This is a genomic window from Streptomyces laurentii (genome assembly GCF_040635425.1).
Lineage (GTDB): Bacteria > Actinomycetota > Actinomycetes > Streptomycetales > Streptomycetaceae > Streptomyces > Streptomyces laurentii.
Genome location: NZ_JBEYHT010000062.1, coordinates 1 through 13,818, shown reverse-complemented (window position 1 = coordinate 13,818; position 13,818 = coordinate 1). Strand labels below are relative to the sequence as shown.

The 13,818-nt window shown below is 72.0% G+C and carries 8 protein-coding genes and 4 tRNA genes; 6 read left to right on the top strand and 6 right to left on the bottom strand.

Going from position 1 to position 13,818, the window contains the following annotated elements; translation table 11 throughout:
• Positions 1-146: 146 nt before the first annotated feature.
• From ABZ693_RS29400 to ABZ693_RS29390, 3 genes are all read right to left on the bottom strand, one after another.
• Positions 147-2,435 carry a FlgD immunoglobulin-like domain containing protein gene (locus ABZ693_RS29400; RefSeq protein WP_359883410.1) on the bottom strand — a complete coding sequence of 763 codons (2,289 nt, stop codon included), beginning with the start codon at positions 2,433-2,435 and terminating at the stop codon, positions 147-149.
• A gap of 295 nt (positions 2,436-2,730) precedes the next feature.
• Positions 2,731-4,989: a DEAD/DEAH box helicase gene (locus ABZ693_RS29395; RefSeq protein WP_359883407.1), complete on the bottom strand. Its 2,259-nt coding sequence runs from the start codon at positions 4,987-4,989 to the stop codon at positions 2,731-2,733.
• 199 nt (positions 4,990-5,188) lie between these two features.
• The gene (locus ABZ693_RS29390; RefSeq protein ID WP_359883404.1) at positions 5,189-5,836 is read right to left on the bottom strand and encodes a hypothetical protein; all 648 of its coding nucleotides are present in this window, start codon (positions 5,834-5,836) and stop codon (positions 5,189-5,191) included.
• A gap of 325 nt (positions 5,837-6,161) precedes the next feature.
• Between ABZ693_RS29390 and ABZ693_RS29385 the strand changes: the two genes are divergently transcribed.
• The 4 genes from ABZ693_RS29385 (at position 6,162) to ABZ693_RS29370 (ending at position 7,078) form a co-directional block, all read left to right on the top strand.
• Positions 6,162-6,512, top strand: coding sequence for a metallopeptidase family protein (locus ABZ693_RS29385; RefSeq protein ID WP_359883401.1), 351 nt, complete (start codon positions 6,162-6,164; stop codon positions 6,510-6,512).
• Between the two features lie 284 nt (positions 6,513-6,796).
• A tRNA-Glu gene (locus ABZ693_RS29380) sits at positions 6,797-6,869 on the top strand.
• A 39-nt stretch (positions 6,870-6,908) separates the two neighbouring features.
• Positions 6,909-6,982, top strand: a tRNA-Asp gene (locus ABZ693_RS29375).
• A 22-nt stretch (positions 6,983-7,004) separates the two neighbouring features.
• Positions 7,005-7,078 (top strand) — tRNA-Phe (locus ABZ693_RS29370).
• 43 nt (positions 7,079-7,121) lie between these two features.
• Here ABZ693_RS29370 and ABZ693_RS29365 read toward each other — a convergent pair.
• The 3 genes from ABZ693_RS29365 to ABZ693_RS29355 all read right to left on the bottom strand — a co-directional run bounded on the left by ABZ693_RS29365 (position 7,122) and on the right by ABZ693_RS29355 (position 9,446).
• A complete protein-coding gene (locus ABZ693_RS29365) occupies positions 7,122-8,042 on the bottom strand; it encodes a cytochrome c biogenesis CcdA family protein (RefSeq protein WP_359883398.1) in 921 nt (306 codons plus the stop codon).
• Positions 8,039-8,872: a DsbA family protein gene (locus tag ABZ693_RS29360; protein WP_359883396.1), complete on the bottom strand. Its 834-nt coding sequence runs from the start codon at positions 8,870-8,872 to the stop codon at positions 8,039-8,041. The genes ABZ693_RS29365 and ABZ693_RS29360 overlap by 4 nt, the downstream gene beginning before the upstream one ends.
• A gap of 64 nt (positions 8,873-8,936) precedes the next feature.
• Positions 8,937-9,446, bottom strand: a complete 510-nt coding sequence (locus ABZ693_RS29355; RefSeq protein ID WP_359883393.1) for a hypothetical protein — start codon at positions 9,444-9,446, stop codon at positions 8,937-8,939.
• Between the two features lie 108 nt (positions 9,447-9,554).
• On the opposite strand from ABZ693_RS29355, the gene hrpA reads away from it, so the two are divergent.
• Positions 9,555-13,568, top strand: coding sequence for an ATP-dependent RNA helicase HrpA (gene hrpA, locus ABZ693_RS29350; RefSeq protein ID WP_359883390.1), 4,014 nt, complete (start codon positions 9,555-9,557; stop codon positions 13,566-13,568).
• A 109-nt stretch (positions 13,569-13,677) separates the two neighbouring features.
• Positions 13,678-13,751 (top strand) — tRNA-Asp (locus tag ABZ693_RS29345).
• Positions 13,752-13,818 lie beyond the last annotated feature (67 nt).

The following is a 13,818-nucleotide window of genomic DNA, read 5'->3' as shown; positions in this document are numbered from 1 at the left end:
GCCCGTGGCCCTCCCGAAACCGATCGGGTATCGGCCCCGGCGCACCGGCGGCGCGCCAGAGCCGAACCGGGCCGGTCACGCGCCCGCGGCCCGCGCCGCCGGCGACGGACTCCACCGCGCCGGCGGCCCGTTCAGGGCGCGTACGGTCACACGCCGCCCAGCCGCAGCTCGCCGCGCTGCTCCAGGTCGGCTCCCGAGCCGTCCGCCGCCTTGGCCGTCAGCGTCCAGGCGTAGGAGCCGTCGGCGGCGAGCCGTCCCGCGTCGTCCTTGCCGTCCCACGCGGCGGCGAGCATGCCGCGTGCCTCGCCCCCGGTGAGGGTGCGGACCGTCGCCCCGGTCGCGTTGTCGGTGAGGATCAGCGTCCAGGAGCCGGCGGGCTTGGACAGCCACCAGCGCGGCTTCCAGGAGATCGCGCCGTCGGCGGCGGTCGCCGCGGCGGGCACGTCGGCGTCGATGCGGGCGAGCGGGGAGGCGGGTACACCGAGGTCGGCGACGGTCAGGTCACCGGCGCGGTTCGACTCGTACGCCAGCCGCCCGGTGGCCGTGTCGACCGCCCACGCCCCTTCCTGGAAGTCGAAGTCGTTCGGGCGGTACGTGCCCTTCTCGACCGGCTGGGCGCCTCGGACGTCGGTCACGACGAGGTCGCCGTCGCCGGCCTTGACCACGTAGCCGTCGCCGAGGACGGCGTACGCGTCGCCGTACGACCGGTTGACGTTGGTGTCGAGGTCGTAGATCCCGGCCTTCCAGCCGCTGCCCCAGCACTCCCAGCCGAGCCAGTGCGCGGTCACCCGGATGTTCTCGGGGGTGCCGCAGCCCGACGCGACCGTGATCGTGCGCTTCGCCGCGCCCGTGCGGGCGTCGTAGCCGGTGACGGTGCCGCCGGTGCCGGCGGCCCAGACGGTGTCGCCGTACAGCTCGACGTCCTCGCGCTCGTAACCGGTCGCGAACGTGGCGAGTTGCTTGCCGGTGTCCAGGTCGAGGGTGACCGTCCGGGTCCTCCCGGTGCTCTTGAGGTCGCCCGCGCCGATCGCGTACCGGCCGGACACGCCGAAGACCCGGAAATAGGTGAACTCGTCACTGATCGGACGGCCTTCCGTGGCATCCGGCTCCACCACGATCGCGGGGCTCGGGTCGAGGCCCTGCGGCTGATTGATCACCATCCGGCCGTCTCCGGTGGTGAACGGGGCTTTGCAGGGGCTGCTGTCCGTGCAGTGGTCGAGCGCGAGGCCGAGGTCGCCCCGCGTCCGCGTCGCGCCGGCGGTCAGTGGCCCGCTCACCGACACGGCCCGGGAGAGCACGGTGTTCGTCTCGTCGGGCATGCGGTCGATCGAGGCGATCCGCCCGTGGTCGAAGGTGAGCGCACGGGGCTTGGAGCTGAGCGGGGTGACGTCCGTGAGGGCGGTCAGCGCCGTGCCGTCCGCCGTCGCGGAGATCCGGGTCACGGCGAGCTTGTCCGCCGCCGTCCCGCCGACCACGAGCAGTCCGCCGTCCGAGGTGGGCAGCGCGCTCTCCCGGCCGTACGCGAGGAGTTCCGTCTCCTCGCCGCCGGCCCGGGGGACGGAGACGAGGCGGTACGGCGCGGAGCCACCCTGTCCGGACGCGCGGGCGACGATCAGCCGCTCGCCCACCGCGCCGAGCAGCAGGTCGCCCTCGTGGTGGGCCAGTTCGGTGCTCGCGGTCTCGGCGAGCGGGCCGGACGCGTCGGCCGAGCCCTTCGCGTAGAACCGGACCACGCCGTCCTTCGTCCACTCGGCGACCTCGGTCGCGGTGCGGACGGTCCCGGCGCTCGGCGCGGTGCTCTCCGGGGCGACCGGCCGGACCTTCGCGGTCGCGAGGTCGATCCAGACCGGCCGGGTCACGTCGCCCGCCGTGTAGCCGGCCAGGATCCCCCCGTCGTCCCCGGTGACGGCCTTCGCGGCGGGCTCGGCGTCCGCCGGCCAGCCGGTCACCACCGTGTCCGGCACGGGTGCCGAGGAGCCCGGGGTGGACCGGAACAGATGCCACGCGCGCGGGGCGCCCTCGTCGCTCTGGGTGGTGGTGACGACCGTGGTGCCGAAGGTGCCGACGTACCGGTGCCCGCTCGGCAGCGGCACGGTCCAGGTGACGTCCTCGGCCACGTTCACCAGCCGCACCCAGCCGCCGCCGGGAGCGTTGGGGTTGAAGGAGGCGATGTAGTCGGAACCCGCGCCGTAGGTGCCGTCGGCCTCGGGCCCCTCCGCACCGAGGTTCAGCGGCCGCTCGGGCCCGGAGTACGGGGTCCAGAAATGGCCGAGGCCCTGCTCGTACCGCAGGAATCCGCTCGCGCCGACGGCGACCGGGACCACGTGGCGCGGCTGGTCCGCGACGGCCGCCGGGAACACGACGCCGGTGTCCTCGGCGGCGGCCGCGAGCGGTGCGAACGAGCCGAGACCGGCGATCAGAGTCGCCGCGGCCACGGCCGCTACGGAATGACGGATGACAGTGCTGCGAGGCATTCGGGTCCCTCCCCTGGGAAGCCGACAGGCATGCGGGGAGCAGGGACGCGGCTCTCACGCCACGCCCCGGACCTGGCCTGATCGGCCTCCGTCCCCCCGGCAAGCGGAAGGTAGCAGCGGGCCCGGACTCCCCCCACCGATTTTCGGATCCGCCCGTCGGCAGGTGTGCGACCGGACACGAAGAGGGCCCGCACCCGCACCGAAGTGCGGATACGGGCCCTCTCGCGGCCTTGCGGCCCTACGGCCTCACGGCATGTCAGCCGTTGCGCTTCCAGCGCGGCTTGTCGTCCCGGCGGAAGCCGCCGCGGTCGTCGCGGCGGTCGCGGTTGAAGGACGGACGGTCGTCACGACGGTCGCGGTTGAACGAGGGACGCTCGTCGCGGCGGTCGCGGTTGAACGGGCGGTCGCTGCCACGGTGGCCGCCGGACGGGCGGTCGTTGTCGCGACGGAAGCCACCACGGTCGCCGCCACGGTCGCCACCGCGGTCGTCACGACGGTCGTCACGGCGCTCGAAGCCACCGCGGTCGTCACGACGGTCACGGTTGAACGAGGGACGCTCGTCACGACGGTCGCGGTTGAACGACGGACGGTCGTTGTCGCGGCGGTCGCGGTTGAAGGACGGACGGTCGTTGTCGCGACGGAAGCCACCACGGTCACCACCGCGGTCGTTGTCGCGACGGAAGCCGCCACGGTCACCACCACGGTCGTCACGGCGCTCGAAGCCACCGCGGTCGCCACCACGGTCACGGTTGAACGACGGACGGTCGTTGTCCCGGCGGAAGCCACCACGGTCACCACCGCGGTCGTTGTCCCGGCGGAAGCCACCACGGTCACCACCGCGGTCGTTGTCGCGACGGAAGCCACCACGGTCACCACCGCGGTCGTCACGGCGGTCGAAGTCGCGGCGCTCCTCGCGGTCGCGCTGCTGCGGCACCTCGGCCGCGGCAACCGCGGCGGCGACCTCGGCCTCGGCGGCCTCGGTCATCTCGGCGACCGCCGCCTCCGGGTCCTCGCCGCGCTCGCGGGCGGCGCGGGCGACCAGACGGTCGGCCTCGTCGCGCAGCTCGACGGCGCGCCGCTGCAGGCGCTCCAGCTGCTTGGTGAGGTCGGCCACCTCGCGCTCCGCCTGCTTGGCGGAGTTGTTCGCGGAGTCGGCCTGGACCTCGGTCAGCGACCGGGCGCCGGTGATCTCGGCGACCTCGGGGTCGAACGCGCCCGCACCACCGACGATGTGGCGCGAGGCGTCCACGCCCGCGTCCTCCATCAGACGGAAGATCTGGCGGCGCTGGTGCGGCAGCGCCAGCGAGACGACGGTGCCGGAGCGGCCGGCGCGGGCGGTACGGCCCGAGCGGTGCAGGTAGTCCTTGTGGTCACCGGCCGGGTCCACGTTCAGGACCAGGTCGATGCCGTCGACGTGGATACCGCGCGCGGCGACGTCGGTGGCGACGAGGACGTTGACGTAACCGTCCTTGAAGTCGGCCAGGGTGCGGGTACGGGCGCCCTGGGTCATGCCGCCGTGCAGCGCGTCGGCCTTCACGCCGGAGTCGCGCAGCTGCTCGGCGACGCGGTCGGCGCCCAGCTGGGTGCGGACGAAGATGATGGTGCGGCCCTTGCGGGCGGCGATGGCGGCGGTGACCGGGGCCTTGTCCTTCGGCTTCACGACCAGGACGTGGTGGGTCATCGTCGTGACGGCGCCGGCGGACGGGTCGACCTCGTGGGTGACCGGGTTCACCAGGTAGCGCTTCACCAGGCTGTCGATCTCGTTCTCCAGCGTGGCGGAGAAGAGCAGGCGCTGACCGCCCGCGGGAACCTGGTCGAGCAGCTCGGTGACCTCGGGCAGGAAGCCCAGGTCGGCCATCTGGTCGGCCTCGTCGAGGACGGCGACCTGGACCTGCTCCAGGGAGCAGGCACCGCGGTTGATGATGTCGCGCAGGCGGCCCGGGGTGGCGACGAGGACGTCGACACCGCGCTCCAGGGCGTAGATCTGGTTGCCCATCGACGTACCGCCGCAGACGACCTTCATCTTGAGGCCGAGCACGTCGCCGTACGGCTGGAGGGCGTCCGCGACCTGCATCGCGAGCTCGCGGGTCGGGGTCAGGATGACGCCGCGGGGCTTCTTCCGCTCGGTGCTGCCGCCGGACAGGGTGGTGAGCAGCGGGAGGCCGAAGGAGAGGGTCTTGCCGGAGCCGGTGCGGCCACGGCCCAGGATGTCCTTGCCGGCCAGGGCGTCCGGGATGGTCGCGGCCTGGATCGGGAAGGGGGCGGTCACGCCGTTCTGGGCGAGCTTGCGCACGACGCCCTCGGGCAGGCCCAGGTCGCCGAAGGTGATCTGCGGGGTCTCGTCGGCCTCCGCGTCGGCGTCGGCGTCGACGTCGATGTCGGCCTCGATGTCGGCGGACTCGACGGCCTCGACAGCCTCGTCGACGGCGGTGATGTCGGCCTCGAGAGCCTCGACGGCGTCGACGATCTCGTCGCCCTCAGGCAGGACGGCGTGGTCAGAACTGAAAATGGACATGCGAAATGCGAAACCTTCCGGAGTCTCGGCACGCGCCCGTCAACTCCGTGTTTCGCCTAGGACCGCCTCAATGCGGTCAGCCACGGCAAGGGAGAGTACGCGCCAGTCACGGCGCTCTTCGGTCGTGGCGCCGGGCAAATGGGATCAAACGATCTACCACCATACGCACTCTCCCCCACCCAAGGCAAACCGAGCTCCGTCACACCGATCCGACCCGCACGCCCGTCCTCGGCCCGAAACGCGGTCCGACCTGGGCGGACTCCGCCGGTTCCACCGCGACGGCGACTCCTTCGGCGGCCCTCATCGCTCCCATGTGGGTGTCGGTCCCGGGGGTCTCCGCCGGCGGTTCGCTCGCCGTCGGCTCGGGTGTCGGGTCCTGGGTGGGGGCCGGGGTCTGCGGGCTGGAGGTCGGCTGCGGCGAGGGCTGCGCCGGCGCCGTGGTCGCGCCGCCGCCCGGCACTCCCGGATTGGCGGGCTCCGGTCCGGCGGGGCCCGCCGACGGCTGCTGCGGCCGGGGCGCCCCGCTCGGCCCGGCCTGACCCGCGCCGCCGCTCGGCTTGGCCGACGCGGACGCCGACTCGCTCGGTACGGGCTGCTCGCGGCCCTCGCCGTCCGGTCCCGGCCCGCCGCCGCGCCCGGCCCGGTCGTAGCCGCCCCCGCCATGGGCCCCGGTCTGCCCGACGCCGCCCCGCGTACCGGCCGCCCCGCCCTGCTTCCCCGCGGAGGGGCTGGGCGACGCCGACCCCGCGCTCTCGTCGCCGACACTCATACAGCCGCTCAGGCCCGCACAGGCGGCGACCGCCAGCGCGGCGGCGACCCATCGCACAGGGGTGGGCAAATGGCGCACGACGGCACCTCCAGGTCACTCGGACACACGGACACTCGCTCACCCGCGGCATGCGGCATACGCGGACGGCATACGACACATCGGGCGCGAAAGGGACGCGGCTCTGACGCGTCGCCCTGCCCAACTCCCCTGACGCCCCGAGGACACGGATGGGAAGGACACCGGACGGTCCCCCGTACGGCGTACCGCCCGGCGCGCCGTACGCGAAACGCCCCGCGCACCCCGTACGGGCACCCCGTACGTGATCTCCGCCGCACCCCGTACGGCACTCACACCACCCCCTACGGGCATCCCGCGAAGGAGCCCCGTCCCGGACAATGGCCGTGTGCTGGAGATGACACGCGAGACCTTCGAAGAGCTGGTGTCCGACGCGCTGGACACGATCCCGCCGGAGCTGACCCGGGTCATGGACAACGTGGCCGTCTTCGTCGAGGACGAAGCGCCCGCCGACGACCCCGAACTCCTGGGCCTGTACGAGGGAACGCCGCTCACCGAGCGGGGCGAGTGGTACGCCGGGGTGCTGCCGGACCGGATCACGATCTACATGGGGCCGACCCTGCGGTACTGCGAGTCCCCCGAGGAGGTGGTCCACGAGGTGGCCGTGACCGTCGTCCACGAGGTCGCCCACCACTTCGGCATCGACGACGAGCGCCTGCACGAACTCGGCTGGGGCTGACCGGATACGCGGCCGATCGGGTCCGGTACGGGGTCCGGTACGGGGTCCGGTACGGGGTCCGGTACGGGGTCCGGTACGGGGTCCGGTACGGGGTCCGGTACGGGGTCCGGGGCGGGCCCCGGGCCGGCCGCGTTCCGCTTCCGGACCGGCCCCGGACCACCCACGGAGAGGCCCCGCGAGCGCCCCGTACCCCGCCCCGGGAAACCGTTTTGGCGATACCGCCTGCCATCCCATATGCTTCTCACGTCCCCGACGCGCTGCGAAGAGCCGAGGCGGGCCTCTTAGCCCTCATCGTCTAGTGGCCCAGGACGCCGCCCTTTCAAGGCGGTAGCACGGGTTCGAATCCCGTTGGGGGCACGCACAATCCTGTGCGAGACTTGTTCTCGCACAAAAGATGGTCCTGTGGAGCAGTTGGTTAGCTCGCCACCCTGTCAAGGTGGAGGTCGCGGGTTCAAGTCCCGTCAGGATCGCTGAGATCGGAAACGATCTCGTGGCTGGGTAGCTCAGTTGGTACGAGCGATCGCCTGAAAAGCGATAGGTCGCCGGTTCGACCCCGGCCCCAGCCACAACCGGAAGGCCCCGTCCACGCGGACGGGGCCTTCCTCGTGTTCAGCCCTTCCCGGCCGCCGCCTCCTCGTGGCCCTCCGGCTCGGCGTCGGCACCGCCGGTGCCGTCGGCACCGGCGGTGCCATCACCGGATTCGGCGGCTCCGCGCCGCGACCGCCGGCCGCGCCACGCGAGCGCGCCCGCCACCACCGCGACGACGGCGGCCAGCAGCACCCAGTCCGGGACCGTCCGGCCCAGGTCGCCGACCCGCTGCTCCACGGCGAACGAGTCGTCGACCGACAGCAGCCCCGGCAGGGCGGTCGTCCCGTCGAAGACCAGGAACAGCGTGCCGAGGGCGATGAAGAACAGGCCCGAGAGCAGCGAGGTCGTGTGCAGCTCGAAGCGGCCGACCCGGATCGCGCGGCCCCGCAGCCAGCGCCGCCGCCCCAGGTCGTACCGCTCCCAGAGCAGCGCCAGCAGGAACATCGGCACGGCCATGCCGAGCGCGTACACCGCGAGCAGCAGCCCGCCGTAGACCGGATTGCCGCCGACCGCCGCCACCGTCAGGACGCTGCCGAGGATGGGGCCGGCGCAGAAGCCGGCCAGGCCGTACACAAGGCCGAGGGCGTAGACGGAGAAGACCGTCGTGGGCCGGATCCGGCCGCTCGCCTCCGCGAGCCGGCGCGAGGCGAAGCCCAGACCGAGGATCTGGAGCACCCCGAGGCCCACGATCAGCCAGCCGCCGACGGCCACCAGAAGGTCCCGGTGGCCGTAGAAGAGCCGCCCGGCGAAGGAGCCGGCGGCGCCGAGCGGGACGAGGGTGGTGGCCAGGCCGGCGTAGAAGACGCCGGTCCGGGCCACCAGCTTCGCGCGCGAGTCGATCGAGTACGCGAAGAACGCCGGCAGCAGCAGGGCGCTGCACGGGCTGAGCAGGGCGAGCAGCCCGCCCAGGAACGCGGCGAAGTAGCCGATCCCCGACGTCACCGCTTGCTCCCCGCGTCGCCCTTCGTGCCACCCTTGGCGGCCGCCGACTTCGCGGCCGCGTCGATCGCCTGCGTGAACGCCTCCATCGGCTGCGCGCCCGCGATCGGACGGCCGTTGACGAGGAAGGACGGGGTGGAGGTGGCTCCGATGGAGTAGGCCTGCTCCTGGTCCTTGCCGACCGCGTCCCGGGCCGCCGAGCTGTCCGCGTCCCGCGTGAAGCGGTCCAGGTCCGGCACGCCCGCCTCCTTGGCGAGGGCGGTCAGCCGGGTCTTGCCGAAGCCCTTCTCCTTGGCGCCCTGCGCGTACGCGGCCTTGTGGAACTCCCAGAACCGGCCCTGTTGCCCGGCCGCCCAGGAGGCGCGGGCCGCGGCGGCGGACTCGTCGCCGAAGATCGGGAAGTTGCGCCACTCGATGCGCAGGGTGCCTTCGTCGACGTACTTCTTCACCAGCGCGGGCTCGGTGTCCCGGGCGAACTTGCCGCAGAAACCGCACTTGAAGTCCGCGTACTCGATGAGGACGACGGGCGCGTCGGCTCGGCCGAGAGCGAGCTTGTCGTTCTTGTCCCGACGGGCATATGCCTCAAGTTCGGGGTAGACCCCGGCGGACGGGTCGGCGGACACCTCGGCCGGCGCGGACGACGACGCCTCGTCGGACGTGCCCGCGGCGGGGGCGGTGGGCTTGGTGCCGGCGTACGAGGCGAGGCCGAGCAGGACCGCGGCGAGCGTGACGCCGCTGATGATCACGACCGGCTTGGACACCGACGACTTCGCCGGCTTCGAGGGCTTGGGCTGATCGGGCGTGGGGGTGGGCTTCGGCGTGGACGAGGACATGCGAAAGCACTCCTGAGGAGAGAGAGGAGGAAGAGAAGACAAGCGGCGTGACGTTCCCGGCTCTCTAGACCCTCAGGATCGACAGCTCCAGCGGGGACGGCGGGACCAGCTCCGGCGGATCCGGGCCCGGCGCCGGTTCCAGGCCGTCCAGGCCCTCGCCCCACCCTCCGCACGCGGCCCGGTCGGCGGCGGACGGCACGGACAGCAGCTCGCCGGGAGCGGGGGTACGCGGCGGTACGCCGGGAGTCATCGCCCCCTTGCCGCCCCCGTGACCCCGGCCGCAGCCCGGCGCGCGGCCGGGGGCGTCCGGCACGTCCACCGTCTCGGCGTACCGGCCCGACAGGCCCGTCCGGACCGACAGGCCCGTCCGGTCCGCCCTGTGCGTCAGGTCCGCCCGCTCCGCGGCCCCGGCCGCGGAGTCCGCCGCGGAGCCCGTCGCGAAGCCGCCCACGGAGACGGCCGCGGCCGCCGTCTGGCGCGCGTGCGCCACCGCGCCCGCCTCGCACATCAGCAGCCCCAGCACCAGCCCGACCAGCGCGGCGAACGCCGCCGGCGCGCGGTGGGTGCGGGGCATGCGGATTCCTTTCGAAGCGGCGTGCCCGAAATATTACGCAGCGCACGTGCCCCGTCTCCGTAAATCGGTTCGCCGCTTCTTCGTGGCAGGTGCGATCCTGGGTGCCGTATGTCTACTTCCTTCGCCGCCCTCCAGTCCGTCCTGGCCGAGGTCTCGCTGCGGGACTCCCACCGGCTCGGCCGCCGTCTCGAAGGCGCCCGCCGCATCCGCAAGCCCGAGGCCCGCGCGGCCGTCCTGGACGAGATCGCCGCCGAGGCGGGGAAGGCCAGGGACCGTATGGAGGCGCGGGCCGCGCGCGCGCCCGCCGTCTCGTATCCGCAGCAGCTCCCGGTCTCCCAGAAGAAGGACGAGATCCTGGAGGCGATACGCGACCACCAGGTCGTCATCGTCGCCGGTGAGACCGGTTCCGGTAAGACCACGCAGATCCCGAAGATCTGCGTCGAGCTCGGCCGCGGCGTGCGCGGCATGATCGGGCACACCCAGCCCCGCCGGATCGCGGCCCGCACGGTCGCGGAGCGCGTGGCGGAGGAGCTGAAGACGCCGCTCGGCGAGACGGTCGGCTGGAAGGTGCGGTTCACCGACCAGGTGAACCCGGACGCGACCTTCATCAAGCTGATGACGGACGGCATCCTGCTCGCCGAGATCCAGACGGACCGCGAGCTGCGCGCGTACGACACGATCATCATCGACGAGGCCCACGAGCGGTCCCTCAACATCGACTTCCTGCTGGGCTATCTGGCCCAGCTGCTGCCGCGCCGGCCCGACCTCAAGGTCGTGATCACCTCCGCGACCATCGACCCGGAGCGGTTCTCCCGGCACTTCGGCGACGCGCCGATCGTCGAGGTCTCCGGCCGTACGTACCCGGTCGAGGTCCGCTACCGGCCGCTCCTGGAAGAGGACAGCGACGAGGCGGACCGGGACCAGATCACGGCGATCTGCGACGCGGTCGACGAGCTGCAGAAGGAGGGGCCGGGCGACATCCTGGTCTTCCTCTCCGGCGAACGCGAGATCCGCGACACGGCGGACGCGCTGACCAAGAAGAAGCCCCGCGGCGGAGCCGCTCATGGATGGGGTAACACCGAGATCCTGCCGCTCTACGCGCGCCTGTCGCACGCCGAGCAGCACCGGGTCTTCCAGGCCCACTCCGGCCGCCGGATCGTGCTCGCCACCAACGTGGCCGAGACCTCCCTCACCGTCCCCGGCATCAAGTACGTGATCGACCCGGGCACCGCCCGCATCTCGCGCTACTCGCACCGCACCAAGGTGCAGCGGCTGCCGATCGAGCCGGTCAGCCAGGCCAGCGCCAACCAGCGCAAGGGCCGCTGCGGCCGTACGTCGGACGGCATCTGCGTCCGCCTGTACGCGGAGGACGACTTCCTCACCCGCCCCGAGTTCACGGACGCGGAGATCCTCCGCACCAACCTGGCGTCCGTCATCCTCCAGATGACCGCGGCCGGGCTCGGCGACATCGAGAAGTTCCCGTTCATCGACCCGCCGGACCACCGCAACATCCGCGACGGTGTGCAGCTGCTCCAGGAGCTGGGGGCGCTGGATCCGACGCAGAAGGATCCGAAGAAAAGGCTCACCGAGCAGGGCCGCAAGCTGTCGCAGCTGCCGGTCGACCCGCGGCTCGCCCGGATGGTCCTGGAGGCCGACAAGAACGGCTGTGTCCGCGAGGTCATGGTGATCGCGGCGGCCCTGTCCATCCAGGACCCGCGCGAGCGGCCGTCCGAGAAGCAGGCGCAGGCCGACCAGCAGCACGCCCGGTTCAAGGACGAGACCAGCGACTTCCTCGCCTTCCTCAACCTCTGGCGCTACATCCGCGAGCAGCAGAAGGAGCGCGGTTCCAGCTCCTTCCGCCGGATGTGCAAGCAGGAGTACCTGAACTTCCTCCGCATCCGCGAGTGGCAGGACATCTACGCCCAGCTGCGCACGGTCGCGAAGCAGATGGGGATCCATCTCAACGAGGAGGACGCGCCGGAGCAGTCCGTGCACGTCTCCCTCCTCTCCGGCCTCCTCAGCCACATCGGCCTCAAGGACGTGAAGGAGGGCGCCAAGAAGGACGCGGCGGCGAAGGACGGCGGCGGCTCGCGCCGGGAGAGTTCCCGCAACGAGTACGTGGGTGCCCGCAACGCCAAGTTCGCGATCTTCCCGGGCTCCGCGCTCTTCCGTAAGCCCCCGCGCATGCTGATGTCCGCCGAGCTGGTGGAGACCTCCCGCCTGTGGGCGCGGGTCAACGCCCGGATCGAGCCCGAGTGGGTCGAGCCGCTGGCACAGCACCTGGTGAAGAAGACGTACAGCGAGCCGCACTGGGAGAAGGACCAGGCGGCGGTCATGGCGTACGAGAAGGTGACGCTGTACGGCGTGCCGATCGTCGCCGACCGCAAGGTGAACTACGGGCGGGTCGACCCGGAGGCCTCGCGCGAGCTGTTCATCCGCAACGCGCTCGTCGAGGGCGACTGGCGCACCCACCACAAGTTCTTCGCCGACAACCGCAAGCTGCTCACCGAGGTCGAGGAGCTGGAGCACCGGGCCCGGCGCCGGGACATCCTGGTCGACGACGAGACGCTGTTCGACTTCTACGACAAGCGGGTGCCCGAACACGTCGTGTCGGGCGCGCACTTCGACTCGTGGTGGAAGCACAAGCACCACGAGGCGCCGGAGTTCCTCGACTTCGAGCGCGAGATGCTGATCAACGAGAAGGCGGGGGCGGTCACCAAGGACGACTACCCGGACTCGTGGCGGCAGGGGCAGCTGAAGTTCCGGGTGACGTACCAGTTCGAGCCGGGCGCGGACGCCGACGGCGTGACCGTGCACGTGCCGCTCCAGGTGCTCAACCAGGTGACGGACGAGGGCTTCGAGTGGCAGATCCCGGGTCTGCGCGAGGAGGTCGTGACGGAGCTGATCCGTTCCCTCCCCAAGCCGATCCGCCGCAACTACGTCCCGGCGCCGAACTTCGCCGCCCGCTTCCTGGACGCGGTCGTGCCGGTGCAGGAACCGCTGACGACGGCGCTGGCGCGCGAACTCCAGCGGATGGTCGGCGTCCCGGTGACCGCCGACGACTTCGACTGGGCGAAGGTCCCCGAGCACCTCAAGGTCACCTTCCGGATCGTCGACGAGCGGCGCCGCAAGCTCGCCGAGGACAAGGACCTGGAGACCCTGCGGCTTCAGCTGCGCCCCAAGGCCCGTCAGGCGCTCTCGCAGGCCGCGAAGGCGGCGACGGCGGGCCCGGACGGCTCCGGGCCGTCCCTGGAACGCACGGGGCTCACGGACTGGACGATCGGCACGCTGACGAAGGTCTTCGAGACCAAGCGGGCCGGCCAGCCGGTCAAGGCGTACCCGGCGCTGGTCGACGAGGGCGCGAGCGTGGCCGTACGGCTCTTCGACAGCCAGGAGGAGCAGGCCCTCGCGATGTGGCGGGGCACCCGGAAGCTGATCATGCTGAACATCCCGGTGAACCCGGCGAAGTTCGCCTCCGACCGGCTCTCCAACCAGCAGAAGCTCGCCCTGTCCGCGAATCCGCACGGCTCCGTCCAGGCCCTGTTCGACGACTGCGCGACCGCCGCCGCCGACAAGCTGATCGCGGACCACGGCGGCCCGGCGTGGGACGAGGAGTCGTTCCGGAAGCTGTACGACAAGGTCCGCGCCGATCTCGTCGAGCTCACCGTCCGGACGGTGAGTCAGGTCCAGCAGGTCCTCGCGGCCTGGCAGGCGTGCGAGCGGCGGCTGAAGTCCACGAGCAGCCCGGCGCTCCTGCCGAACCTCCAGGACGTGCGTCAGCAGCTCGCGTGGCTGATGCCGGCCGGCTTCGTCACCCGTACGGGACTGAAGCGGCTGCCGGACCTCATGCGCTATCTGGTGGCGGCGGACCGGCGGCTCCAGCAGATGCCGACGGGTGTCCAGCGGGACACCACCCGGATGGAGAAGACGCACGAGATGCTGGACGAGTACGCCTGGCTGCTCGAACAGCTCCCGAAGGGGCGGCCGGTGCCGTCCTCGGTCACGGACATCCGCTGGATGATCGAGGAGCTGCGGGTCAGCTATTTCGCGCACGCGCTGGGCACGGCGTACCCGGTCTCGGACAAGCGGATCGTGAAGGCGATCGACGCCGCCGTGCCGTAGGCCCTGGCCCGGGGCCTTCCCGGGCTTCCGCTTCGGCGGAAGCCGGTTCGACCGCACCCCTCGACCTGCTGTACAGTTTTCCTCGCAGCCACTCGTTCGAAGTTGCAAGGGTCCTGTGGAGCAGTTGGTTAGCTCGCCACCCTGTCAAGGTGGAGGTCGCGGGTTCAAGTCCCGTCAGGATCGCCGACAGAGAAGGCCCGCACCGATCGACCCGGAGCCCGCGCCGCACCACCCGCGACACGCGACGGCC